This is a genomic window from Nannocystis pusilla, assembly GCF_020073745.1.
Lineage (GTDB): Bacteria > Myxococcota_A > Polyangia > Nannocystales > Nannocystaceae > Nannocystis > Nannocystis radixulma.
In genome coordinates, this window is sequence record NZ_JAIRAU010000046.1 from 1 (window position 1) to 25420 (window position 25420).

General features: G+C 73.3%; 18 protein-coding genes and 1 tRNA gene. 14 read left to right on the plus strand and 5 right to left on the minus strand.

Going from position 1 to position 25420, the window contains the following annotated elements; genetic code table 11:
- From K7C98_RS32935 to K7C98_RS32970, 8 genes are all read left to right on the plus strand, one after another.
- Positions 1 to 1174: adenylate/guanylate cyclase domain-containing protein (locus K7C98_RS32935; RefSeq protein WP_276572740.1), on the plus strand; the 1174-nt coding region annotated here is incomplete at its 5' end.
- A 68-nt stretch (positions 1175 to 1242) separates the two neighbouring features.
- Positions 1243 to 3123: an HD family phosphohydrolase gene (locus K7C98_RS32940; protein WP_224195804.1), complete on the plus strand. Its 1881-nt coding sequence runs from the start codon at positions 1243 to 1245 to the stop codon at positions 3121 to 3123.
- Between the two features lie 98 nt (positions 3124 to 3221).
- Positions 3222 to 4622, plus strand: a complete 1401-nt coding sequence (ybeY, locus tag K7C98_RS45170; RefSeq protein ID WP_224195805.1) for an rRNA maturation RNase YbeY — start codon at positions 3222 to 3224, stop codon at positions 4620 to 4622.
- A complete protein-coding gene (locus K7C98_RS32950) occupies positions 4619 to 5515 on the plus strand; it encodes an isoaspartyl peptidase/L-asparaginase (RefSeq protein ID WP_224195806.1) in 897 nt (298 codons plus the stop codon). The genes ybeY and K7C98_RS32950 overlap by 4 nt, the downstream gene beginning before the upstream one ends.
- 222 nt (positions 5516 to 5737) lie before the next feature.
- The gene (locus K7C98_RS32955) at positions 5738 to 7138 is read left to right on the plus strand and encodes a hypothetical protein (RefSeq protein WP_224195808.1); all 1401 of its coding nucleotides are present in this window, start codon (positions 5738 to 5740) and stop codon (positions 7136 to 7138) included.
- 59 nt (positions 7139 to 7197) lie between these two features.
- Complete coding sequence (locus K7C98_RS32960; protein WP_224195809.1) at positions 7198 to 7986, plus strand: hypothetical protein; 789 nt, start codon at positions 7198 to 7200, stop codon at positions 7984 to 7986.
- A 140-nt stretch (positions 7987 to 8126) separates the two neighbouring features.
- A tRNA-Leu gene (locus K7C98_RS32965) sits at positions 8127 to 8211 on the plus strand.
- Between the two features lie 112 nt (positions 8212 to 8323).
- On the plus strand, positions 8324 to 8896 hold the full coding sequence (locus tag K7C98_RS32970) for a YqgE/AlgH family protein (RefSeq protein WP_224195810.1): 573 nt from the start codon (positions 8324 to 8326) through the stop codon (positions 8894 to 8896).
- A gap of 167 nt (positions 8897 to 9063) precedes the next feature.
- Here K7C98_RS32970 and K7C98_RS32975 read toward each other — a convergent pair whose 3' ends face one another.
- Entirely contained in the window at positions 9064 to 10686 is a 1623-nt protein-coding gene (locus K7C98_RS32975; protein WP_224195811.1) for a GDYXXLXY domain-containing protein, read from the minus strand.
- Positions 10683 to 11669, minus strand: a complete 987-nt coding sequence (locus K7C98_RS32980; protein WP_224195812.1) for a DUF2157 domain-containing protein — start codon at positions 11667 to 11669, stop codon at positions 10683 to 10685. Before K7C98_RS32980 ends, K7C98_RS32975 begins: the two co-directional genes overlap by 4 nt.
- Positions 11670 to 11830: 161 nt before the next feature.
- Between K7C98_RS32980 and K7C98_RS32985 the strand changes: the two genes are divergently transcribed.
- On the plus strand, positions 11831 to 13390 hold the full coding sequence (locus K7C98_RS32985; RefSeq protein ID WP_224195813.1) for a right-handed parallel beta-helix repeat-containing protein: 1560 nt from the start codon (positions 11831 to 11833) through the stop codon (positions 13388 to 13390).
- A 135-nt stretch (positions 13391 to 13525) separates the two neighbouring features.
- On the opposite strand, the gene K7C98_RS32990 is transcribed toward K7C98_RS32985, so the two are convergent.
- Both K7C98_RS32990 and K7C98_RS32995 read right to left on the minus strand, forming a co-directional pair.
- On the minus strand, positions 13526 to 13924 hold the full coding sequence (locus K7C98_RS32990; protein WP_224195814.1) for a glycine cleavage system protein H: 399 nt from the start codon (positions 13922 to 13924) through the stop codon (positions 13526 to 13528).
- Positions 13925 to 13999: 75 nt separating this feature from the next.
- Positions 14000 to 14578, minus strand: a complete 579-nt coding sequence (locus K7C98_RS32995) for a DUF4203 domain-containing protein (protein WP_224195815.1) — start codon at positions 14576 to 14578, stop codon at positions 14000 to 14002.
- A gap of 317 nt (positions 14579 to 14895) precedes the next feature.
- On the opposite strand from K7C98_RS32995, the gene K7C98_RS33000 reads away from it, so the two are divergent.
- From K7C98_RS33000 to K7C98_RS33020, 5 genes are all read left to right on the plus strand, one after another.
- Positions 14896 to 16113 carry an efflux RND transporter periplasmic adaptor subunit gene (locus K7C98_RS33000; RefSeq protein ID WP_224195816.1) on the plus strand — a complete coding sequence of 406 codons (1218 nt, stop codon included), beginning with the start codon at positions 14896 to 14898 and terminating at the stop codon, positions 16111 to 16113.
- Positions 16110 to 19319, plus strand: coding sequence for an efflux RND transporter permease subunit (locus K7C98_RS33005; protein ID WP_224195817.1), 3210 nt, complete (start codon positions 16110 to 16112; stop codon positions 19317 to 19319). The genes K7C98_RS33000 and K7C98_RS33005 overlap by 4 nt, the downstream gene beginning before the upstream one ends.
- Positions 19320 to 19395: 76 nt before the next feature.
- Entirely contained in the window at positions 19396 to 22830 is a 3435-nt protein-coding gene (locus K7C98_RS33010) for an efflux RND transporter permease subunit (RefSeq protein ID WP_224195818.1), read from the plus strand.
- Between the two features lie 100 nt (positions 22831 to 22930).
- A complete protein-coding gene (locus K7C98_RS33015) occupies positions 22931 to 23785 on the plus strand; it encodes a PAS domain-containing protein (protein ID WP_224195819.1) in 855 nt (284 codons plus the stop codon).
- Positions 23786 to 23967: 182 nt separating this feature from the next.
- Positions 23968 to 25014, plus strand: a complete 1047-nt coding sequence (locus K7C98_RS33020; RefSeq protein ID WP_224194774.1) for an IS630 family transposase — start codon at positions 23968 to 23970, stop codon at positions 25012 to 25014.
- On the opposite strand, the gene K7C98_RS33025 is transcribed toward K7C98_RS33020, so the two are convergent.
- On the minus strand, positions 25002 to 25232 hold the full coding sequence (locus K7C98_RS33025; RefSeq protein ID WP_224194750.1) for a hypothetical protein: 231 nt from the start codon (positions 25230 to 25232) through the stop codon (positions 25002 to 25004). The genes K7C98_RS33020 and K7C98_RS33025 overlap by 13 nt on opposite strands.
- Positions 25233 to 25420 lie beyond the last annotated feature (188 nt).

Below are 25420 nucleotides of genomic sequence, written 5' to 3' on the forward strand. Positions count from 1 at the left end.
CGCGGTCGCGATCGGCGCGGCGACCGTCTTCCAGGCCGCGAGCCAGGCGATCGACCCGCTGATGAGCCTCAACCTGGTGGTCATCGCGCTGTTCATGGGCCTGCGCGTGGTGGTGCGGCGCGGCCACGTGCGGGCCGTCAGCGTCGGGCTGGTGATCACGCTGTGGGTCCTGGTGACGATCGCGGTGTGGTTCGACGGCGGGCTCAAGAGCCCGTCGATCGCGGCCTACTTGACGATCCTGATGCTGGCGGCGCTGCTGCTGCGCGCGCGCGCGTTGTGGGTCTACCTGGCGCTGTCGGCGGCCGCGGCGCTGGGGCTGGTGCTGGCGGAGGGCGCGGGATGGCTGCCGCCGAAGCAGTCGGTCGACAGCGTGGCGCGGCCGTTCTTCGTCCACCTGATCCACCTGCTGGCGTCGACGCTGTTCCTCTACATGGCGGTCGACAGCCTCGAGCGGGCGCGGGCGCGGGCGCGGCGCAATCAGGAGCGCGCGGCGATGCTGCTGACCCAGCTCGAGCGCGAGAAGCAGCGCGCCGACGAGCTGCTGCACAACATCCTGCCCGAGCGGGTGGCCGACCAGCTCAAGCGCAAGCTGCATCCGATCGCCGAGCGCTTCGAGGCGGCGACGGTGCTGTTCGCCGACATCGCCGAGTTCACGCGCTTCGCCGCCGAGCGCCCGCCCGACGTGGTGGTCGAGCTGCTGAACGACATCTTCTCGCGCTTCGACGCGCTGGCGGAGGAGCGCGGGCTCGAGAAGATCAAGACGATCGGCGACGCCTACATGGTCGTGGCCGGGATCCCGACGCCGCGGGCCGACCACGCGGCGGCGATGGCGGAGATGGCCCTGGCGATGCGCGACGAATTCGCGCGCTTCGTGGCGGCGCGCGAGCTCGCGCTCGGGGTGCGGATCGGGCTGCACAGCGGGCCGGCGGTCGCGGGGGTCATCGGCCGCCGCAAGTTCATCTACGACCTGTGGGGCGACACCGTGAACACCGCGAGCCGCATGGAATCGCTCGGCGCCGTCGGCGAGATCCAGGTGACCGAGGCGGTGGCGCGCGAGCTCGCCGGCCGCTTCACGTGCACGCCGCGCGGCACGATCGCGGTCAAGGGCAAGGGCGAGCTGGAGGTGTTCTGGTTGCAGGGACCGGCGGAAAAGCCGGTGGCCGTGGGGTCTTGAGTCCTCACGCCGGTGGGGGTCTTGAACATGGGCATGGCGCTGCACCGCGCGGGTGTACGCTGGGCCGGATGGACGAGGCGCTGCTGCGCTACCCCGACGTGCTCGCCTATCTCCGGCAGCTCGCCAGAGATCCGGGGTTCGGTCGGGTGCAGTACGTCACCGACCTCGGCGGAACGCTGCGCGCGGCGGTCGTCGGGCGAGCGCGGGCCCGCCTGGCGATCGTCGAGGCGCTCGGGTTCGTGCCGCCGGAGTTCGACGTGGTGCTGGTGGTCGGACCCGAGCGCTCGCTGTCGGCCGCGCTGGCCCGCATGCCGGCCAACCGCGCCCACGCGCTGGCGCTGCCGACGTCGCCCGGCCGCCTGCGACGGGCCATCGACGAGGCGCTGCTGGCGGTCGAGGCCATCCTGCAGAGCCGCGTGGCCAACAAGCTGGTCGACGTCGGCCTGGCGCTGAACCGCGAACGCGACCCACGGCGCGTGCTCGAGCTGATCGTCCGCCACGCGCGGGCGATCACCGGCGCCGACGCCGGCTCGATCTACGTGGTCGAGGGGGAGGGGGCGACGCTGCGCTTCCGCGTGGCCCACAACGACTCGGTCGCCGCCGACCTGCGCGACCACACCCTGCCGGTGTCGGACGCGTCGGTGGTCGGCGCGTGCGTGCGCAGCGGCCACATCATCAACCTCGAGGACATGTACTCTGAGACAGGTCGCTCGGCGCTCGGGCGCACGTTCGTGCACGACCGCTCGTTCGACGAGCGCTTCGGCTACCAGACCCGCTCGCTGCTGACGGTGCCGATGCGCGCGCCGGAGGGCCAGGTGATCGGCGCGGTCCAGCTGATCAACGCCAAGGAGGGCCGCGAGCCGCTGACGAGCCCGGGCGACTTCAACCGCCGCACGCGGCCGTTCTCGGCCGCCGACGAGCGGGTCTGCCTGGCGCTGGCGACCCAGGGCGCGGTCGCGCTCGAGAACGCGAACCTGTACGCGGAGGTGCAGGCGCTGTTCGAGGGGTTCGTGCGCGCGAGCGTGACGGCGATCGAGCAGCGCGACCCGACGACCAGCGGCCACAGCCAGCGCGTGGCCGACCTGACGGTGGCGCTGGCGGAGGCGGTCGACGCCGCCGGCGGGCCGCTCGCCGACGTCAAGTTCTCGAGCGAGGAGCTGCGCGAGATCGAGGTCGCGGGGCTGCTCCACGACTTCGGCAAGGTCGGCGTGCGCGAGCACGTGCTGGTCAAGGCGAAGAAGCTGTTCGAATGGGAGCTGACGCTGGTCGAGGAGCGTCTCGACCACCTGCGCACGGCGGCGCGGCTGCGCCTGGCCGAGCGCGAGCTGGTGGCGCTGCGCACCGGCGACATCGATGTCGAGGCGGCGCGCCGGGCCTTCACGGCGGAGCTGCTGCAGATCGAGCGCTGGCGCGAGGTGGTCCGCCGCGCCAACGAGCCGGCGCTGCTGGCCGGCGCGGTCGAGTCCGAGATCCACGAGGTCGCGGCCGCCCGCAGCTCGACGCCGGACCGCGAGCTGCGGATCCTCGACGACGCCCACCTGACGGCGCTGCTGGTGGCCCGCGGCAGCCTCACCGAACACGAGCGCTCGGAGGTGCAGAACCACGTGCGACACACGTTCGAGTTCCTGCGCCAGATCCCGTGGGGCCAGCGACTCAAGCGCGTGCCGGAGATCGCGGGGATGCACCACGAATACCTCGACGGCAGCGGTTATCCGCGCGGCGCGGCGGCCGCGGCGATCCCGATCCAGGCACGGATGATGACGATCGCCGATATCTTCGACGCCTTGACCGCCGCCGACCGCCCGTACAAAAAAGCCGTGCCCGTGGACAAGGCGCTCGACATCCTCCACGCCGAGGCCGACGCCGGCAAGCTCGACCACGTGGTGCTCGAGGTGTTCGTCCAGGCGCGGGTCTACGACCGCATCGATCTGTCGGGAGGCCGCAAGTGAGTCGCGCGAGGCCATCGGGCACAGGCAGAGGCAGGCCAGGCAGCCGCGGCGAGGCGGGGGACGGCGGCCGGGCGAGGGGCGAGGGGGACGAGGCCGACGTGCGCGAGGACGATGTGCGCGAGGACGACGAGGGCCGCGGAGCGGACGAGGAGGACGGCGCGGACGGCGAGGACGGCGAGGACGGCGACGAGCTCGCGGAGGGCGGCGAGGACGACGGCGACTTCGCCGAGGACGACGCGGACGAGGACGACGTTGAGGAACTCGCGGGGGACGATGCGGACGAGGACGACTTCGCCGAGGAAAGCGAGGACGACGGCGACTTCGGCGAGGACGGCGCCGACGACGAGGACGACGATGACCTCGCGGAAGACGGCGAGGACGACCTCGGCGAGGACGGCGACGACGAGGACGACTTCGCCGAGGACGGCGAGGACGACGCGGACGAGGCTGAGGACGACTTCGCGGAGGACGACGCGGACGAGGATGAGGACGACGTCGAGGACGACGTTGAGGACTTCGCGGAGGACGACGCGGACGAGGATGAGGCGGAGGTCGCGGAGGACGACGCGGACGACTTCGCGGAGGAGGACGAGGACGACGTTGAGGAGCTCGTGGAGGACGTCGCGGACCAGGAGGACGAGGACGAGAGGCTCGCAGGCGGCGATGAGGACGAGGGCGACGCCCTCGCCGGCGACGATGAGGGCGACCTCGCGGATGACGACGAGAGCGAGGACGACGGCGATGCCCTCGCGGCCGACGGCGACGACGACGGCGACGACGAGGTCCGGAGCGCCCGCGGCGCCGCGGCGCGCGGTCGGTTCGTCTCCGGCGACGACTTCGAGGACATGTCCTTCGCGCCAGGTCGCGGGCGCGTCCGCTTCACCGTGGCCCCGCGGCGCAAGGCCCCGCGGTGGTTCGTGCAGGCGCTCGCGCGGCGGGTCACCCGGGCCGCGCGCAGGTTGGGGATCGGCGCCGGCGCGGCGGTGACCTGTCACCTGGTCGACGACGCCGCGATCGCGGCGCTCAACGCCGAGCACATGGGCAAGGTCGGGCCGACCGACGTGCTGTCGTTCCCCTCGGGGCCGCTCGGGCCGGGGGGCGGCGCGGGGGGCGGCGACGTCGTCATCAGCGTCGACGCGGTCCGCCGCCAGGCGCGCGCGCGCCTCGGGATCTCCGCCGCGACCGGCGACATGACTGTGGGGACAGGTCGCAAGCGACAGGTCCTTTGGGGCCTGATCATCGAGACCGGTCCCAAGACACCTGTACTCCCGGACATGGTCGAAGGGTCCGCCGAGGCCGCGGCCGCGATCGACGAGGCGACGGTGCTGGCGGTCCACGGGCTGTGCCACCTGCTCGGCCACGACCACGGGGACCGCCGCGAGGCGCTGGCGATGCACCGGGCCGAGCGCCGCGGGCTGCGGGCGGCCGACACGCCCGACGTGCCGCGGCCGTACGGGATCGACGCCCGCCGCGAGCGGCGCGGGAGGAGGACGCGATGACGACGCCGGTCATCGTGGTGCACGGCGGCTCGGGCACGGTGGCGGAGGACCTGCGCGCAGGGGCGGTGACGGGCACGCGCGCGGCCGCGGCCGCCGGGCAGAGAGTGCTGCTGGCGGGCGGCAGCGCCGAGGCGGCCGTGATCGCGGCGGTGCGCGTGCTCGAGGACGACCCGGGCTTCAACGCCGGCCGCGGCGCGTGCATGAACGCCGACGGGGTGTTCGAGGCCGACGCGGCGATCATGCGCTCGCGTGACCTGCGGTCGGGCGCGGTCGCGGGGGTCCGCGAGGTCCGCGACACCATCCTGCTGGCGGCGCTGGTGATGAACGAGACCCGCCACTGCCTGCTGGTCGGCGACAACGCGGCCCGCTTCGCCCGCGAGCGCGGGGTCGGGCACTTCGGCCGCGAGGAGGTGTGGACCGCCAAGGCCGAGGCCCACTTCACGGCGGTGCGCGCGGGCAAGCGGCTCGACAACCGGGCCGACACCGTCGGCGCGGTCGCGCTCGACGCCCGCGGCGATCTGTGCGCGGCCGGCTCGACCGGCGGCGTGCTCTACAAGTTGCCCGGTCGCGTCGGCGACACGCCGATGGTCGGCTCGGGTCTCTACGCCCACCCCGAGCTCGGCGCCTGCGCGACGACCGGGCTCGGCGAAGCGATCCTGACCCACGTGCTCGCCTACGCGGCGCTGCAGCGCGTGCACGGGGCCGCCGGCGCGGCCGTGACGCCGCTGGCCGCCGGCCTGGTGCGCGAGGTGTCGGCGCGCTGGGACGGCGCCGCCGTCGGGCTGATCCTGCTCCGGCCCGAGGGGACGCCGGCCATCGTCCACGCCAGCGACCACATGAGCTGGGCGATGGCGGCGGGCGACGGCGCGGTCACGGGCGAGCTGTCGGCCTGAGGTCGCCATCGTGCGGAGCGGTCCTCGACGCGGACCGTGGTTCATCCTTCGTGCCGGTCGTCGGGGAGCGGGCCGCGGGCCCGGCGCTGGCGTGGCCTGCCCGAGCACACCTGAACTCGTGGACAGGCGCCGGCCGGACGGCCCCGCTGCAGCAGCGGGCGGCCGTGCGAGCGGTGATCTGGGCACTGGACGCCGGGCTGGGGGGGCGCCTATAACCGGCAGGTGCTCCTCAGCGCGCTGATCGTCGCCCTGGCCGCACCGCCGGCCGCCGGTTCGGGCGCGCCCGCGGTGCCGTGGGGGCCGCTGCCGGGGCAGGCGGCGCCGGCGAGCGAAGGTCCGAAGGAACATGCTCCCTCAGACATGTCCTTCGGGACAAGTGCTTCGGGACAGGTCGAAACGGCCAGCTCCGCGGCCGCGAGCCCGCCCGAGGCGGCGCCGGTGGAGCCGATGGGTCCGACCGGACCGGCGCCCGCGCGGGGCGAGGCGCCGCCGCCGGCGCCCGGCGAGGCGACGCTGGTGCTGACGGGCGTGGGGCAGGGCGGGCAGGCGATCGTGTCGTCGCCGCGCGGCAAGTTCCTCGGGTCGTTCGCGCTCGGGCCGGGCGAGTCGATCGCGCTGCGCGGGGCCGCCGGCGAGTACGTGGTCCGCAGCCCCGGGGCGCCGTACGGCGTGGTCGTGCCGGTGGTCGGGCGCGCGCGGGTGCAGGTCGGGCCGGCCGGGCCGGCGGTGGTGGCCGACGAGGGGCCGACGCCCGGGCCGGTGGTCCGCGTCGACCCGCCCGCGGGCACGCGCGACGGCAATTGGCGCCGGCCGGTCGCGCCGATCCTGTCGGCGCTGGTGCCGGGCGTCGGGCAGATGGTCAACCGCGAGTACGCGCGCGGGGCCGGGTTCCTGCTCGGCAGCATGTCTCTCGGGGCAGCTTCGCTCGCGCTCGCGCTCACCCGCGACCCCGCCGACGCCGCCACCGCGGGCGCGCACGGCCGGACGTTCACCACCGACGTGGTCGGCGCCGCCGGCCTCGGTCTGCTCACCGGCGGCCTGCACCTCCTCTACATGGCGCAGGTGATGGACGCCTACGCCGGGGCGATCGGCAGGCGCTCGCCGCGGCCGCACACGAACCACAAGCTCTCGCTCGAGCTGCGCCGCATGGCGACCGTGGGCATGCGCGCCGGCGACCCGGCGGCCCATCTGTATGCCGACTGGAACGTCGGCGTGCTCGGGCAGGTCGCCAGGCGCTTCAGCGTCGGCCTCACCGACCTGAGCCTCAAGTTCGGGCCGGGGCGCGCGGCGCTGCAGGGCGGGCCGCGGCTGCAGTACCGCGTGCTCGAGCGCGGGCGCGTGTGGCTGTCGCTCGCCGCCGGCGCCATCGTCCAGGGCGCGTTCGCCAGCGGCCCGCCGCCGGCGGTGCCCGCGGGCGAGAAGGCGCCGCGCACCGCGGTGGTCGCCGCCGTCCCGTACGGCCAGCTCGACCTGCGGCTGTTCATCCTCGACCGCTGGTCGATCGACATCGTCCCGCGGATCAGCGCGCCGCTCGGCGCGGCCCGCTACTACCGGGGCGACGGCGCGATCCCGAAGCAGGCGGTCACGCTCGAGCTCGGCACCGGCCTGGGGGTGTACTTCTGATGCTGGCCTTCGGAACATGCCCCTCGGGACACTGGCTGGCAGGACATGTCCGAAAGGTCATGTTGACGGCGCTCGCGCTGGCGGCCGGGTGCGTGTTCGGCTACCGCAGCGAGGCCGAGATCGAGGCGACCTGGCCGCTGACCGGCGTGCAGGCGGTGCGGATCGACCTGCCGCGCACGCCGCTGTCGGTGGTCGGCGACCCGATGGCCGTCGGGCTCGAGCTGCGCGGCGAGTGGCGGGCGGCCGGCGGCAGCCGGAAGGTCGCCAAGGCCAACGCGCGCACGCCGCGGCTGGTGTTCGACGTGACCGGCGGGTTCGGCCGGCTCGGCGCGGTGGTGCCGCTCGCGGTCGACGATCAGGTCGACCTCGAGGTCGAGGAGATCCGGCTGCCGCCCGGCCTCGACGTGGAGCTGCAGACCGAGCTCGGCGACGTCGACGTGGTCGACGTGGTCGGCAACATCGGCGTCGACGTCGACGTCGGCGACGTCGACATCGAGGGCGGCGACGGCGGGGTCGCGGTGCGCACCGGCGACGGCCGCGTGCGCGTCGAGTCGGCCGGCAACATGGACCTGCGCACCGGCCACGGGACCGTCGAGGTGTGGCAGGCCAGGGCCGGCGGCAACGACGTCGTGGTCCGCGCCGAGGGCGACGTGCGCGTGTGGCTGGTCAGCGACGCCGACCTCGACCTCGACCTCAAGGGCCGCGAGATCCGCGTGCAGACCGGCACGGTGTCGACGATCACGAGCGGCTCGTTCCGGCGCGCGGTCGGCGGCGGGCACGTGAAGATCTGGGTCGACGCCGGTCAGGGCCAGGTCGAGGTGCGCCTCGGCGAGCCCCAGACGCCGTGACTGCGGCGCTGCGATGGCGCCGGGTCCCGTCCGGCGGCGCAGGACAGGCGCGCGGCGCGGTGTGACCCCTCGCTCGTCCGGGCGAGACGCAGGCTTGCGAGCAGACCGGCGCCCGTGCTACACGCTTCGCCGCTCCTCGCGCCAGAGTGGCGAAATCGGTAGACGCGGCGGACTCAAAATCCGTTGAGGTAGCCCCTCGTGTCGGTTCGAGTCCGACCTCTGGCACTTACGCGGGCTTCGTGCCAAAACGATCCCCGTGCCCATCGATGTCGTGCGAGCGCCGGCTGATCGGTCCCCTGGTGGGCCCACCAGCCTCGCGCGTCATCTGCTGTGCGCGGTGCCCCAGCTCGTCGATCCGAACTTCGTGCGCTCGGTGGTGTTCGTCATCGATCACTCGGAGCGCGGGGCCTTCGGGCTCGTCATCAACCATCGCCTGCCGACCACGATCGCCGAGTTCGCCGACGCGGTGACGCTGCAGTGGGAGGGCCCCGCCGACCAGGGCCTGCGGCTGGGCGGGCCGGTCGAGCCGGTGCGCGCGTTCCTCCTGCACGACCAGCAGCAGTGGGACCCGCTCGCCGAGGACGTCGCGCCGGGGGCGTTCCTCACCGCCTCGCTCGAGGGCGTGCGCCGCGTCAGCGACAACCGCTTCGGCGGGGCCGGCCGCAACTACCTCGTGTTCCTCGGCTACGCCGGCTGGGGCCCCGGCCAGCTCGAGTCCGAGATGGCCCAGGGCAGCTGGCTGGCGGTGCCGCTGCGCGAGGCGGCCAGCGACTCGCCCGGCGTACCCGTGCCGTGGCTGTTCCACACCGCGCCCGAGCTGATGTGGCACGACGCGCTCGCGGCCGTCGGCGTCGACCCGGCGCGGCTGATCGGCGCGAGCGTCGGCTCGGGCCGCGCGCCGCAGGCGTGACGCGGAGGCGCCGCGTCGAGAGGTTGCAAGTCGCCGAGGACATGTCGTGGAGAACGTGTTCTTTTGAACATGTCGAATTCGACGTGTCGTTCCGAGCATGTTCGTCAGCGCATGCCGGACGCGACATGTCGATCAGGACATGCGGCTCGCGCAGTCCTCGCGGCGCCTCAGCGATCGTGCTGGCGGGTGCCGAGCGGGCGCCGCGCCTCGTCGCGCAGACCGATGAGGACGCTGTCCCCGGCCGGCGCCAGCGCGAGCTCGCCGTAGCGGGCGGCCGCCAGCGTCGGGCCTTCGCCCTCGGGGAACAGGAACGTCTCGGCCCCGAGGCTGACGTCGCGGCCGCGCCTGGCGTAGCGCAGGCGCAGCTCGCCGGGCGCGAGGGCCCGGCCGTCGTCGACGCGGACGAAGCGGGCGACGTGGTCGCCGTCACGGGTGATGACCAGCGTCCCGCGCGGGGCCAGCCGGTCGACGTCGCCCAGCTCGCCGATCAGGGCGTAGCGCAGCTCCATGTAGTCGCCCTGCATCAGCGAGCGCGGGTCGACCGGCGCGAGCGGCAGCAGCACGGTCTCGCCGGAGCCGAGCACCTGCTCCTTCTGGATCACGACGTAGCCGGGGATCGCCAGGCCGAGCGCGAGCGCGAGCGACAACCACCGCAGGTCGGCGATCCGCGCCGGCAGCGGGCGGCCCTGGCCCTCGCGCGGTCGGTCCGCGCCGCGTCGCAGCACGGCCGCCAGCACCAGGAACGACAGGCCGTGGCTGACGGCCACGATCGATTTGGTCAGCAGCGTCGTGCCGTGCTCGTAGTACCAGAGGAACAGGAAGCTGCCGATCGCGACCAGGCCGAGCAGGCGCAGGCTGGCGCTCGCGCGCAGCTGGCCGAGGAGCAGCAGCGTGAGGCCGGCGCCGAGGCCGGGCGTGTCGAGCCCGAACAGGGCCGTCAGCCACACGACGGCCCAGGCGAACCACTGGCTCCTGCCGCGCAGCTCCGGCCGCTCGCGCCCCGCCTGGCCGATCAGCCAGGTCGACAGCGCCGCCCAGCCGGCCGACAGCGCCAGCGCGCCGGGCGGGATGTCCCCGGGCGAGAGCAGGAACAGCGGCAGCTCGTCGCCGCCGCGCCGCTCGAGCCCGGCGGTGATCGGTGCCCACACCACCAGCGGCAGCGCGTAGGCGAGCGGCTGCCACAGCCGGCCGAGCCGCGGGAGCAGCTGCGCCTGCTCGACCCAGAGCGCGCAGGTGCATGTCCCGAGGAACAGGGCCACAAGGCCATGTCCGAACGGACCGACGCGGAGCTCGGCCGCCAGGCCCAGCGCCGCGCCGGCCGCGACCATCACCGCGGCGGTGCCGATGGCGAGGTCGCGGACGAGCGCCAGGGTCACGGCCTGCAGCACGATCGCGGCGACCAGCATGCTCTCGTCGCTGCGGAACACCTCGGAGAGGCTGGCGAGGATCAGGATCTGGCCGCCGATGGTGGCGATCCAGCGCAGCTGCAGCTCGAGCACCGAGGCGGCCCCGCGCGCGAGCACGGCCGCCAGCGCGAGGCCGGCGGCGCCGAGCAGCAGGCCGAGCGGCACGACCTCGGTGACGTCCATCTGCACGAGGAACAGCGCCATCAGCAGCGCGCCGAGCCACACCGACACCGAGGTGCCGGCCTGCTGCAGGTGCAGGCCCTCGCTGGTGAGGCCGGCGAGGGCCGCGTGGGCCTTCTGCCCGGCCGGCGTGGCCTCGTCGAGCACGTCGCGCTCGACCAGGCCCTCCTCCGCCAGGTGCTCGAGCAGGCCCCGCGTGCTCACGTCGCGTCCTCCACGACCGGCCGGCGGGCGCGGAACCACTCGCCGCCGACGTAGCCCTGCACGCTGAGGAGCACGCCCATGAGCAGGAGGCCGCCGACCTCGGCGTCGAGCACGTCGAAGATCAGCTTGCCCTCGGCGACCGTCAGCAGGCCGAACAGGAAGGCGACCCCGCCGCGCTCGAGGCCGAGGTCGCCGAGCCGGCGGCCGAGCAGCAGCGTGCCGGCCGCCTGCGCGAGCGCCAGCAACAGCGCCAGCCCCTGCCCCGAAGGCCAGCCGTCGACGCCGATCGCCGCGGCGCCGTGGGCGAAGCCGATGCTCCCGCCGAGCACCAGCGCGACCGCGCCGATCGCATCTGCGTCGCGCCGCGTCGCCCGCCGGGCCAGGCCCAGCGCCGTCAACGCGGCGGCGCCGGCGAGGCTGGCCCAAAGACCAGGTGTCTCGAACGGGTGGCTGCCGAGCGCCTGATCGATCCACAGGTAGATCGTGACGACGCCGAGCAGCAGCGCGGTGACCCACGCGCCGGCGAACCGGATCGCCAGCGCGTAGCCGGCCAGCACCAGCGACCAGGCGAGGAACAGCTCGTAGGCGTCGGCGCCGGTCTGGTAGACCTGGCCGACCAGCGCCATCAAGGGGCCGAACAGCAGCCCGCCGGCCAGCGCCGCGGCGCGACCGCTGAGCCTGTCGAGGCCGATCCAGCCGCCTGCGAGGGTCGCAGAGGCCATCGCGGCGGCCGCCAGGCCCATGCGCGCCTGCGGCGTGAACACGTCCCAGTTGGCGGCGATGAAGAAGATCGCGCCGGCGACGGCGAGGACGGTGCCGAGGATGATCAGCTGGAAGCGAGCGAAGCGGTACCACGAGGCCGCGGTCGGGCGACGCCCGGTGAGTTCGAGCGCCCGCTCGAGGGCTGCGGGCCCGAGCACGCCGGCCGCAGCGAGCGCGTGCAGGCGGGCGGCGATCGGCGGGCCTGCGAGCGGGTCGGACACGCGGAGAGAAACTAGTGCGGCGCGCGCAGCAATTCAACCGGTCGCGGCCGTCGCACACCGGGGACGGGGTGCGACGGCCGCAGGCGCGGGAGCGCCCCGAAAATGAGATGGCACAAGGGACAGGTTGGGTCGAGGCGAGCGGCTGGAGTATCGTCGCGCCCATGCGAACCTTGTTCTCCCTTGTGGCCCCGATCTCGCTGGTGCTCGCCGCTTGCGGCAGCGTCCCGGGCGATACGGCCACCGACACCGACACCCCGGGCGATACCTCGACCGATTCCACCGCGACGGAGACCGCGACCGCGACCGACACGAGCACGTCCACCGCCGCAGATCCGACCGAGGTCCCGACCTCCGGGGCGCCGACCACCGAGGCGACCGACTCGACGAGCACGACCGCGACCGACACGGACGACACGACCACGGGCGACCCGGGCGTCCCCACGTGCGGCGATCCGGTCCACTTCGCGTCCGGCAAGGAGCCGGCGCAGGAGGTCCACGTCGCGCCGGACGGCGTCGACGACCCCCTGTCGTGCGGGACCCTCGACGCGCCGTGCCAGACGATCGGCGCGGCGGTCGCCCTGGCCACGCCCGGCACCGCGATCCGCCTGCACCCCGGCACCTACGCGGCCGACGAATTCGTCGAGGAGATCGCCGGCAGCGAGGACGCGCCGATCTGGATCGGCGGCGTCCCCGGCGAGGAGCGGCCGGTGATCTCCGGCGGCACCGAGGGCCTGCACCTGTCGCGCGTCCGCCACCTCGTCGTCCACGATCTCGAGGTCACCGGCGCGTCCGGCAACGGCATCAACGTCGACGACGGCGGCCTCTTCGAGGACCCCGAGGCGACCCGCTTCGTCGTGTTCGAGCGCGTGTTCATCCACGACATCGGCGACGGCGGCAACCAGGACTGCCTCAAGTTGTCGGGCCTCAACGACTTCTGGATCCTCGGCAGCGAGTTCACCGGCTGCAGCGCCGGCGGCAGCGCGATCGACCACGTCGGCTGCCACCGCGGCCTCATCCTCGACAACCAATTCAGCGACAACGGCGGCAACGCGATCCAGACCAAGGGCGGCAGCGAGGACATCGAGATCCGCGGCAACACGATGAGGGAGTGCGGCCAGCGGGCGATCAACATGGGCGGCTCGACCGGCTTCGAGTTCTTCCGCCCGCCGCTGCTGCCGAACGCGGCCAACGCCGAGGCGCGGAACATCCGCGTGATCGCCAACGTGATCGTCGGCGGCGAGGCGGCGCTGGCGTTCGTCGGCTGCGTCGACTGCCTGGCCGCCAACAACACGATCATCCGCCCGCAGCACTGGTTGCTCCGGATCCTGCAAGAGACGGTGTCGAACCCGGCGTTCGAGTTCGCCCCGGTCGGCAACAGCCGGTTCATCAACAACGTCGTGGTGTTCGACCGCAACCAGATCTCCAACCACGTCAACATCGGCCCCGACACCGCGGCCGAGACGTTCACGTTCGCCTCCAACCTGTGGTTTGCCGCCGACCAGGCCGATCAGTCGAGTCCCGCCGGCGACCTGCCGGTGGCGGAAGTGGATTCGATCGTCGGGGTCGACCCCGCGCTCGTCGACCTCGACGGCGACTTCCACCTCACGCCCGGCAGCCCCGCGGTCCACTCGGGCACGCCGCTCGCGGAGCTCACCGGCGACCGCGATCATCAGTGCTGGGCCGACCCGCCCAGCCGCGGCGCCTTCGAGCTGGTCGAGTGACATGTCCTCCGGGACATGTCACTTCGAGACCAGCGCCGTCAGCCCGCCGTGCGTGCGGCGGGCGCGGGCGAATGCCGCGAGCGCCCGCGCCAGCGGCGGCAGTGGAGCGTCGAGGCCGACCAGCGCGCGCTCATCTCACTCGCACGAGGCGGCCGTCTTGAGCAGCTCGCTGTAGGCCTCGGCGTCGAGCAGGGCGGCGAACTCGCTGAGGTCGGGCGGCTGCAGCGCGATCATCCAGCCCTCGCCGTAGCAGTCCTCGCTGATGGTCGCGGGCGCCAGGTCGAGGCCCTCGTGGACGCGGACGACCGCGCCGCTCAGCGGCGTGAACAGCTCGATCTCCGCCTTCGCGCTCTCGAGCACCGCGAAGCACTGCCCCGGCGCGAGCTCGTCGCCGGGCTGGACGCGCAGCGCGAAGTCGGTGACCTCGCCGAGCTGATCGAGGGCGCGAGCGCTGAGTCCGACCACCACGCTGTCGCCGTCGAGTTCGGCCCAGACGTGGTTGCGCGCGTACCGACGGGAGGGGAGGGAAGGCATCGGGACCGCGTTTATCCCACGCTGGCCAGGCTCCAGCAACGGCCGACAAATGGCCGTTGAACGTCGTTTGTCGGGCTAGCGGCGCGCGGTTGTGGCGAGCTGCACGGCGATCCCGAGCAGCGCCAGCGCGGCCCACGCGACGACCTCGGGGACGGCGTCGGGCAGGCCCCCGGTCCACGGCAACGCGGTCAGGTCGGTCAGCCAGCGGATCGGGCTCTCGGCCACGAGCTCCGCGCTGCGCACGACCAGCGCGGCCCCGGTGATCGCGGTGGCGACGATCAGCACGACCCGCGACACGACCACGCTGGCGCTGCCGGCCACGCACGCGAGCAGCAGCTGGATCTCCCACGACACACCGCCGACCACCGGCGCCACGGCCCAGGTCATCAGCAACATGGCGACCGCGCCGATGACGAACACGCCGACCCGGAAATAGGCCAGGACCAGCCCGAGGCCGAGGAGGCCGGCGCCGCCCTGCATGAGGCTGGCCGTAAAGACCTGTCCCGGAAACCACATCTCCGCCAGCGCGGCGCCGGCGCCGACGCCGAACACCAGGCCGTAGATGCCGAGGACCAGCGGAAACAGCCTGTAGCCGGCGATGCAGTGCACGAGCCCCACGAGGAGCGCGACGACGGGGGGCAGACCGAGCGGCACGGCCGGACCCTAAGCGACCGCGGCCGGGCAGGGCAAAATACCGGCCGCGCCGGCCGGGGTCGGCGGGCCGCGCCCGCGCGTGTTCGTCGGCCCCGCAGCACGGAGGGCCGAGCTCGTGGGGGTCGAGCCCATGCGCACCGCGGCTCACACGTCGCGCCGCCAGTCGGCCGGTCGCGTCGCCGTCACGGCGACCGGCGCCGATGTTTCACCGTTCGCTGCGAGGACGGACACATCGCGCGTCCGCCCGTGTGACATGGGATCGTGGTATGGCTGCGACCAGCGGCATGCGCTCTGTTCTGCTGATCGCTCTTTTGGCCGTGACTCCGCTCGCCTGCGGCGGCGAGGCGGGGGCCGGCGGACCGGGAGGTCCGGGCGGCCCGGGCGGCGCCAGGGGTCGACGCGGACCGGAGGCCGAGGCGCTCGCGGTGGCCGTCACGACCCTCGCGCCGGCCACCATCGAGCGGCACTACCGCGGCGCCGGCACGCTGCGGGCGCTGCGGGCCGCCGATCTGGTGGCGCTGCAGCCGGGCGTGGTGCTCGAGCTCAAGGCCGAGGAGGGCGACAGCGTCGCCGCCGGTCAATTGCTGGCCCGCCTCGACGGCCGCGCCTATCAGCTGCAGGCCGCGCGCGACCGCCTCTCCGCCCAGAACGCCGCCAAGGAGCTCGATCGCCTCGAGCAGCTGAGCGGCCTGCTGTCGCGCGAGGAGCTCGACAAGCAGCGCTACGCCGCCGAGTCGGCGCTGGCCAGCGCCCAGGTGTCGCGTCACCAGGCCTCGCAGACGACCGTCTCGGCGCCGTTCGCCGGCACCATCACCCGCCGCCACATCGACGTCGGCAACCTCGCGACCACCTCGAAGTCGCTGTACACGATCGCCGATCTCAGCGCCCTCGACCTCGAGCTCTACGTGCCCGAGCGCGAGGCGAGCGCGGTGCAGGCCGGCGCGCCGGCGCAGATCGAGCTGCAGGACGGCAGCACGTTCGAGGCCAGGGTCGAGCGCCGGGCGCCGGTCGTCGATCCGCTGACGGGCACCGTGAAGTTCGTCGTGCGGGCCCACAACTTCCCGGCCGGCGCGGTGCCGGGGGCGTTCGCCCGCGCGTCGCTGCGGGTCGCCGTGCGCGAGGCGGCGCCGAGCGTGCCGCGCAGCGCGATCGTCGAGGTCGAGGGCAAGCCGCACGTCTACGTGGTCGAGGACGGGCGCGCCCGCCGGCGCCCGGTCGAGCTCGGGCTGGTCGGCGAGGAGCGGGCCGAGATCCGCGGCGGCGTGGCCGAGGGCGCCCAGATCGTCGTCGACGCCGGCACCGGCATCGCCGAGGGCATGCCGGTCCGCGCCGTCGCCGAGGGAGCGGCTGGCGCGAAGGGCATGCCCGAAGGGGCAGGTGCCAAGGGACAGGCCGCCAAGGACATGCCTGAAGGGGCAGGCGCCGGGGGACAGGGAACCAAGGACATGCCCGCCGGGACAGCCGAGCAGCCGGCCGCCGAGGCGAAGGCGGCGGCGAAGGGGCAGGCGGCCGCGCCGGCGCCAGGGGGCCCGTGAGCGGCGAGCCGCGGCCGCGCGGGATGGTGGCGGGCGCGGTCGGGCGGCCGGTCACGACCACCATGGTGCTCTTCGCGCTGGTCGTGTTCGGCCTGGTGGCGCTGACGCGGCTGCCGCTGGCGCTGCTGCCGGACCTCAGCTACCCGAGCGTCACGGTCCGCACCGAGATGCCCGACGCGGCCCCGCAGGAGGTCGAGGAGCTGCTGACGCGCCCGGTCGAGGAGTTGGTCAGCGCGGTGCCCGGGGTGGTGCAGGTCGAGTCGGTCTCGCGCGAGGGCACCAGCGAGGTCGTGCTCGACTTCGGCTGGGGCACCGACATGGACCGCGGGCTCGACGACGTGCGCGAGAAGCTCGACCGCGTGGTCCTGCCGACCGGCGTGCAGCGGCCGGTGGTGCTGCGCTACGACCCGTCGCAGGAGCCGATCCTGCGCCTGGCCCTGGTCTCGCACGAGAGCATGCGCCCGGCCGAGCTGTGGGAGCTCGCCGATCGCCGGGTCAAGCGCGCGCTCGAGAAGATCCCCGGCGTCGCCGCGGTCCAGATCCACGGCGGCGACAAGGAGGAGATCCGCGTTGAGCTCGATCCGCAGCGCCTCACGGCCATGCGCGTCACCGCCGACGAGGTCGCGCAGGCGATCCGCCGCGACAACGTCAACCGCCCCGGCGGCGCGCTGTCGGAGCAGAAGAGCCGCTACCTGCTGCGCACCGTCCACGAGGCGCGCACGCCGGCCGAGCTCGAGGAGGTCGTGGTCCGCAGCCAGAACGGCGCCGAGCTGCGCCTGCGCGACGTCGCCGACGTCGCCCGCGTGCCGGTCGAGCGCGAGGAGCTGGCGCTGGTCGGCGGGCGCGAGGCGGTCGAGCTGGCGGTCTACCGCGAGGGCGACGCCAACACCGTCGCGGTGTCGCGCGCGGTCCAGACCTCGCTGCCCGAGCTGCGCCTCGGGACCGGTCAGAAGGTCGTCGTGCTCAGCGACCAGGCCGCCTTCATCGAGTCGGCGATCGCCGAGGTCCAGAGCAACACCCTGCTCGGCGGCGCGCTGGCGGTCCTGGTCCTGCTGTTCTTCCTGCGCGACCTGCGGGCCACGCTCGTCATCGCCGCCGCCATCCCGATCTCGCTGCTGGTCACGTTCGTCCCGCTGCAGCTGCTCGGCGTCAGCCTGAACCTCATGAGCCTCGGCGGCCTCGCGCTCGGCGTCGGCATGCTGGTCGACAACAGCATCGTCGTGCTCGAGTCGATCGCCCGCGTGCGCGAGCGCGAACCCGGGATCGGGCTGGCCGTCAGCGCCATCCGCGGGGCCACGGAGGTCGCGGCGTCGGTCATCGCCTCGACGCTGACGACCGTCGCCGTGTTCCTGCCGATGGCCTTCGTCGAGGGCGTCGCCGGGCGCCTGATCCGCGACCTGGCCTACACGGTGTCGCTCAGCATCGTCTCGTCGATGTTCGTCAGCCTCACCCTGGTGCCGGTGCTGCAGAGCCTCGGCGGGGCAGGGGACGCCGGCGCGGGCGAGCCGCCGCCGCCGCGCTCGCTGCTGGCCTGGCTGCTGGCCCCGCTCGCCCTGCTGTTCCGCGGCCTGCGCCTTGCGACATGGGCGATGGGACATGTCCTCCGGGTCATCACCGCGCCGCTGGCCGCCGCCTACGCCGCGCTCGAGCGCGCCTACCCGCGGCTGCTCAAGGCGGCGCTGCGCTGGCGCTTCACCGTGGTCGCCCTGGCGGTGGTCCTGTGCGTCACGGCGGTGCAGCAGCTGCAGGGCCTCGGCAGCACGCTCCTGCCGGAGATCCAGCAGGGCGAGTTCTTCGTCCAGATCTCGCTGCCGCAGGGCAGCTCGCTGGAGCGGAGCGCCGACCTGGCCCGCCGCGTCGCCGCCGCGGCCGAGCGCGACCCGGCGGTCGCCCAGGTGTTCGCCCGCGTCGGCAGCATGACGGCAGGCGACAGCGCCACCGGCACGGTCGCCGGCACGCACCTGGCGCAGGTCAACGTCCGCCGGCACCCGGGCCTGCCCGCGCCGGAGGAGGCCGCGCTCGAGGAGTCGCTGATGCTGGCGATGGCCGGCGCCGCGGCCGACCCCGAGGCCACGCTGCGGCTCGGCCGGCCGGCGCTGTTCTCGTTCGACGCCCCGATCGAGGTCCGGATCTTCAGCGAGGAGCCCGAGCGGGCGATCGCCCACGCGCGCGCGCTGCTGCCCGACCTGCGCGCCATCGAGGGCCTCGCCGACGTCGCCCCCGACGACCTCGCCGGCCGCCCCGAGGTCCGCGTCGACTTCGACCGCGAGCGCCTGAGCCGCCTCAACCTCGGCGTCGACGCGGCCGCCCTCGCGGTCCAGCGCGCCGTCCAGGGCGAGATCGCGACCAAGATGCACGCGGCCGACCGCCAGCTCGACGTCCGCGTGCAGCTGCCGCAGGTCGACCGCACCCGCGCCGCCGATGTCGGCAAGATCGCCGTCGCCGTGATCGGCGACGTCCCGGTCACCGTGGCCGCCGTCGCCGACCTGGTCGAAGCGACAGGTCCCGCCGAGATCCGCCACCTCGACGGCCGCCGCGGCCTGCGGATCCGCGCCCGCCTCACCGGCGAGGACCTCGGCACCGTGGCCGCCCGCGTCGACGACGTCCTCGCCGCCCGCGACCCCGGCGACGGCCGCGTCCAGGCCGAGCTCGGCGGCCAGGCCGAGTCGCTCGGCGGGTCGATGAAAAGCATGATGTTCGCGGCACTTATCGCCGTGTTCCTCATCTACGTGGTGATGGCCTCGAGCTTCGAGAGCCTGCACCACCCGCTGCTGATCATGGGCACCGTCCCGCTCGCGGTGGTCGGGGTCGCGTGGGCCTGCGTGCTGACCGACACCCCGGTCTCGGCGATGGTCGGGATGGGGGCGATCATCCTCGGGGGCATCGTCGTGAACAACGCGATCGTCCTCGTCAACACCGTCAACTACCGCCGCGGCCAGGGCATGGACACCGGCGCGGCGCTGGTCGAGGCCGGCCGCCTGCGGCTGCGGCCGATCGTCATGACCACGGCGACGACCGTGCTCGGCCTGTTGCCGATGGCGGCCGGCGTCGGCGACGGCGCGGCCCTGCGCCAGCCGCTCGCGGTCACCGTCATCGGCGGCCTGACCGCGGCGACGCTGCTGACGCTGGTCGTGATCCCGTGCCTGTACAGCCTGCTGCCGGGCAAGCGCCAGGACGCCTGGGCCGACATGGCGGGGGAGGACTGACGTGGGCGCGGACCGGCGGCCTGGCGGAGAGGACATGCCCGCGAGCGCAGGTCCGATCGGACCTGGCGGCCAGGACATGTCCACGAAGGCAGGCCCGCAGATCGCCGGCCGCGCCAGCCTGAGCGACCTCGCGCTCGACCGCCCGGTGATGATCGGGATGCTGCTGCTGGCGATCCTGGTCCTCGGCGCGATCGCCACAGCCCGCCTGCCGCTGGCCTTCCTCCCGGCCGGCGGCACCGCGCGCGTGTCGCTGCGGATCAGCCTCCAGCGCACCAGCCCGGAGCTGGTCGAGCGCGAGGTCATCCGCCCGGTCGAGGAGGCGATGGCCGGCCTGCGCGGGCTGCAGCGGATCCAGGTCGGCAGCGGCAGCTGGGGCGTGCGCGTCAACCTCGAGTTCGCCGCCGGCACCGACATCGCCGCCCGCAAGGCCGAGATCCGCGAGCGCTTCGACCGCGTCCGCGGGACGCTGCCCGACGCGATCACGCGGGTCACGCTCGACTCCTGGGGCCGCTCCGACGACGCCGTGGTCAAGCTGCGCCTCGCCAGCGACAGCGACCTGACGCGCTCCTACGACCTGATCGAGCGCCACGTCGTGCGCCCGATCGAGCGGATCCCCGGCGTCTCGCGCGTCGAGCTCGAGGGCGTCGAGGCGCGCGAGCTCGAGGTCGCGCTCGACCTCGAGGCGCTGCGCCGCGTCGGCGTGTCGGCCCAGGCCGTCAGCACCGCCGTGCGCGAGGCCAGGCAGGGCCGCAGCCTCGGCGTGCTGCGCGAGGACGTGACCCAGCCCGGCGTGCGCGCCCCGCCGGTCGACGCCGACCCGCAGGCGTTCGCGGCCCTGCCGATCGCCCGCAGCCGCGGCGCGGCGGCCGGCACCAGCGCGGCCACGACGGCGCCGCGCACCGGCTCGACCTCGACTGCGTCCGCGCCGGCATCTGCCTCCTCGAGCATGTCCGCCGGGACAGCCGCCGCCGCCGCGCCGGTGGTCTCGGCCACCGCGCCGCTGACTGCCCAGGGCCCCCAGGGGGTCAGCCCGCGCTCGACCACCGCCAGCGTCGGTCCGGGCGTCTACACGAGCACTCCGGTCGGCGCGGGCGTCGCTCCGGCCACCGCGTCGGCGGTCGGCCAGACGAGCGGGACGCCGCCGGCGCGGGTCGGCGAGGTCGCGCGGGTCGAGGTCCACCCGCGGGAGAACCGCAACTTCCGCAGCCTCGACGGCCGCCTGGGCGTCGACCTCTCGGTCTACGCCGACGCCGGCGCCAGCCCGGTCGACGTCGCCCGCGCGGTCAACGGGGTGGTCGAGGAGCTGCAGGCCAGTCCGCGGCTCGGCGGGCTGTCGGCGGTCGTCTACCACGACCAGGGCAAGATCATCCTCAAGACGCTGGCCGACCTGCGCGACACCGGCATCTACGGCGGCTTCCTCGGCGTGGCGATGCTGTGGCTGTTCCTGCGCCGCTGGGGCGTCACGCTGGTGGCCGCGCTGTGCATCCCGCTGACGATCCTCGCCACCTGCGGCGTGCTGCTGATCCGCGGCGAGGAGCTCAACTGCATCGTCCTGCTCGGCCTCGTGCTCGGGGTCGGCATGCTGGTCGACAACGCGGTCGTCATCACCGAGGCGATCGAGCTGCAGGCCCAGCGCGGCCTGCCGGCCCGGGCGGCCGTGCGCGCCGGCGGGCGCGAGGTCGGGCTCGCCACCGTCGCGTCGACGCTGTCGAGCGTGATCGTGTTCCTGCCGCTGGTGTTCGGCGACCCGGCCAACCCGATGAGCGCGCTCCTGGCCCCGCTCGGCCTCACCTTCGCCACCGTGCTGCTGTGCAGCCTGTTCGTCAGCCAGACGCTGGTGCCGCTGGTGATGCCGACGGTGCTCGCGCGCGGCGGGGTGGCCGAAGGGACAGGTCGCAGCGGGCGCCTGCTCGGCCCGCTGATCGCCGGCTACGGGCGCCTGATCGGGCTCACGCTGCGGTTCCGCCGGACCGCGCTGGTGCTGGGCCTCGGCCTCGCGGCCAGCGTGGTGGTGCCGGCGCGGCTGCTCAACTACAACCTCACCGACATCGATCCCAAGCCCGACTGGGTCGAGGTCAGCATGCAGTTCGTCGGCAGCCCCGGCTACAAGGAGATCGGCGAGCGCGTGCGCGTGGTCGAGGAGGCGATCCTGGCCAAGAAGGACGCGCTGGCGGTCACGCACGTGTCGTGCGCCTACTCCGACTTCTGGGGCCGCTGCGACGTCCACCCGATCGCGCGCGCCGCCTCCGAGGCCGACGCCGAGGCGTTCACCAAGACGATCAAGCAGGCGCTGCCCGAGCAGGCCGGCGTGCGCTACCTGGTCGGCGAGAACAACCGCGGGCACATGCGCGGCAACCCCGACCGCCACGAGGTCGAGCTGGCGATCAAGGGCGAGGACATGGGTGTCCTCATGGACCTGGCCGAAAAGGCAGCTTCGCACCTGCGCGCGACGCTGCCGCGCGGCAGCGCCGACGACCCCGAGTCGACCGGCGTCGACACCGTGATCGGCCCCTACGACGAGGGCTCGCGCGAGCTCCACGTCCAGCTCGACGGCGCGCTGCTGCGCCGCTACGACCTGCGCGCCGACGACGTCGCGCGCCTGATCCAGACCGCGTTCCAGGGCGTGCCGCTCGGCCAGGTGCGCGGCCCCGAGGGGCAGATCGAGCTGCGCCTGTCGGCCGGCGCGCGCACCGGCGGGGCAGGGGACGGGCCCACGATCGAGGAGCTGCGCGACCTGCCGATCCCGCTGGCCGACGGCGGCGAGGTCACCGTCGGCGGCATCGCCACGCTCGAGCGCACGCGCAGCCCGTTCTTCATCCAGCGCCTCGACCGCGAGACGCAGGTCAAGGTCAAGGCCCGCTTCTTCGCCCCCGAGCCGGAGAAGAACCGCGAGCTCGTCAAGAAGGCGATGGAGAGCTTCGTGTTCCCGGCCGGCTACAGCAGCGGCGAGTGGTCGCGCTGGGGTCGCAACGCGCGCTCCAACCTCGAGGTCCTCGTCGACCTCGGCCTGTGCCTGCTGCTGGTCTACGCGGTGATGGCCTCGCTGTTCGAGAGCTTCCTGCAGCCGTTCGCGATCCTCGCCACCTGCTTGCTCGGCTGCGTCGGCGCGCCGTGGCTGATGTGGTGGACCGGCACGACGGTCGACACGACGGCGATGATCGGGCTCTTTATCCTCATCGGCATCGCCGTGAACAACGGCATCATGCTGATCGACCGCGCGATCCAGCTGCGCGCCGCCGGCATGGACCGCGACGCCGCGCTCGCGGCTGCGGGTGCAGACCGCCTGCGACCTATCTTGATGACGGCGGGGACCACGGTGCTCGGCCTGGTGCCGATGCTGATCCACCACCCCACGCTCGCAGGCGTCTACTATCACGCGATCGCGCTGATCCTCGTCGGCGGACTGGCGTCGAGCACCATCATGACGCTCGTGTTTCTGCCGGCCACGTACAGCCTGCTCGACGACTTCGCCCGGGCGGGCCGCCAGGTCTGGCGGCGCGTCGCGCGGTGAGAGCGGATACGAGCAGGTGTCCGTGTGTGACCGCCAACGTCCGTCGGCGGGCAAAAAAAAGCCCAAGCCGCGCGGCCTGGCGAGGATGATGGGCAGGCCCATGCCCGCCTCCAACGAGAACTCTTCGCTCGATCCCGCGGCGCTGCTCGCCGAGATCGCGGCGCTGCGTGAACGCAACGAGCTGCTCAGCGCGGTCATCTACCACTGCCCCGCGGTCATCTTCGTCAAGGACCCCGAGGGTCGCCTGCTGGTGTGCAACCGGACCTACGAGAACCTCGCCGGCGCCGACCCGGGCGGCCTGATCGGCAAGACCGACCACGACATCTTCGGCCCCGAGGCCGGCCAGCAGAACCGCGAGAACGACCTCCGTGTGTGCGCCAGCGGAGCGCCGCAGGAGGTCGAGGAGCACATCCCCCAGCGCGACGGCGTGCACGTCTATCTGTCGGTCAAGTTCCCGCTCTACGACGGCACCGGCGAGCTCTACGGCATCGGCGGGATCGCCACCGACATCACCGAGCGGCGCCGCGCCGAGGAGGAGCGCAACGCCCTGCAGGAGCGCGTCATCGAGGTCCAGCGCTCGGTGCTCTCCGAGCTGTCGACCCCGATCGTGCCGATCGCCGACGGCGTGATCGCGCTGCCGCTGATCGGCACGATCGACGACGAGCGCGGGCGCAACATCATGCAGGCGCTGCTCGACGGCGTCAGCGAGCACCGCGCCCGGGCGGCCATCCTCGACGTCACCGGCGTCCGCTCGGTCGACGGCGAGGTCGCCAACGGCCTCCTGCAGTCGGTCCGCGCCGCGCGCCTGCTCGGCACCAAGGTGCTCGTGACCGGCATTCGCCCCGAGGTCGCGCAGGCGATGGTCGGCCTCGACGCCGACTGGAGCGGCGTGCAGATCTTCGCCACCATGCGCGAGGCGGTCGCCTGGGCGCTGAGCCGCGAGCCGCGGCGCTAGTACAGCCGACCCGAAGTTCTCCATGGGTTCCTGCGAGCTGCTCCGTCCTGGATCTAACTGGATCCATCGCGAAGGCGATACAGGCGGCGGAATAGACGAGGCGCGAAAACGATCTCGTCGATGTGTCAGGCCCGCGAGCGCAACGGCTTCGTGTGGCGCCTTCGGTCCGTGAGGAGTTGAAGGTGCTCGCTCGGAGTGGGCGCGCCGAGGCACGCCTCGTCCTTCGGGCGAAGCTCGTGCTGCTCGCCGCCGAGGGGCACTCAAACCAGGATATTGCGCGCAGCTTGGGTTGCCACGTGGATACGGTGAGAGTGTGGCGTGGGCGGTTCGCGCGTGATGGGCGGGTCGTGACGCTCGAGGATCGCCCTCGAAGTGGGCGACCTGCTCGGATATCGCCGGCGGCACGCTGCGAGCTCATCAAGCTCGCCTGTGACAAGCCTGCCAACCACGGCCTGCAGACGCGTACGACGTGGACGTACGCGACGTTGGCGAGGCGCCTGCTTCATGAGACAGGTATTGGCCTCAGCGTATCTGAGGTGGGGCGAATCCTCCGCAACGAGGACTTCCGGCCGCACAAGATGAGGCTCTGGCTACACAGCCCCGATCCCGACTTCTGCCGCAAAGTTCAGCGCATCTGCGACCTCTACCATCATCCTCCCGACGGAGCTCACGTGCTCTGCGTGGACGAGAAGACCGGCATGCAGGCGCTCGGACGGAGATTCCCCAGCAAGCTCCCCGCACCCGGTCGCGCGGGCCGTTTCGAGTTCGAATACGTCCGCCGCGGCACGTCGTCGCTGATCGCAGCCTTCGACGTCCGCACCGGCCGGGTTCTGGGTGAGTGCAAGCCGCAGCGGCGGGCCGAGGATCTCGTGGGCTTCATGGAAGCCCTCGCCCGCAACTATCCCACCGGCCAGGTCTACATCGTCTGGGACAACCTCAACATCCACTATGACGGCTCGGACAACCGTTGGGTCCGCTTCAACCAGCGCCACGGCGACCGCTTCCACTTCGTGTACACGCCGATTCACGCCTCGTGGATCAACCAGATAGAGATCTGGTTCTCGCTGCTGCAGCGCCGTGTCCTTCGCTGCGCCGACTTTCCCTGCGCCGGTGCCTTGCCCCGCGCCGTGATGGCCTTCATCCGCCGCTGGAACCGCGACGAAGCCCACCCGTTCAACTGGACCTTTCGTGGCCACTTCGTCCAAACTCAGCGGCATCACGCCGCATGAGCCGCCCACGCACCAGCCGCAACACCGCTGCGAAAACGGACGATGATGCTCGCGCTGTCGAGCAGTTCCTGCGCCAATACCAGGGCCTCGCACACATCCGCGTCCGGCATCGCGCCCCTCTCATCACCCTCGAGTCCGGCCCCGCCGACGATCCGGTCCTGCACGCGCGCCTGCGCCGCCTCGCTGCCAACTTGTGGCAACTCGAGATGGCTACCCACACCGGGCGCTGGGAACCAACCCCCTTCCGCGCCTCCCGCGACGAGCTGCTCGAGCTGCTCCTCGGTAACTTCGGCTGGACCCTCTCTGAGAGGGCCTAGCAACCCCTGGAGAACTTCGGGCCGGGTGTACTAGGCTGGCCCCGAGGGCATGCCTGGTAGGGCATGGTCGCCAGGGCATGTCTGGAAGG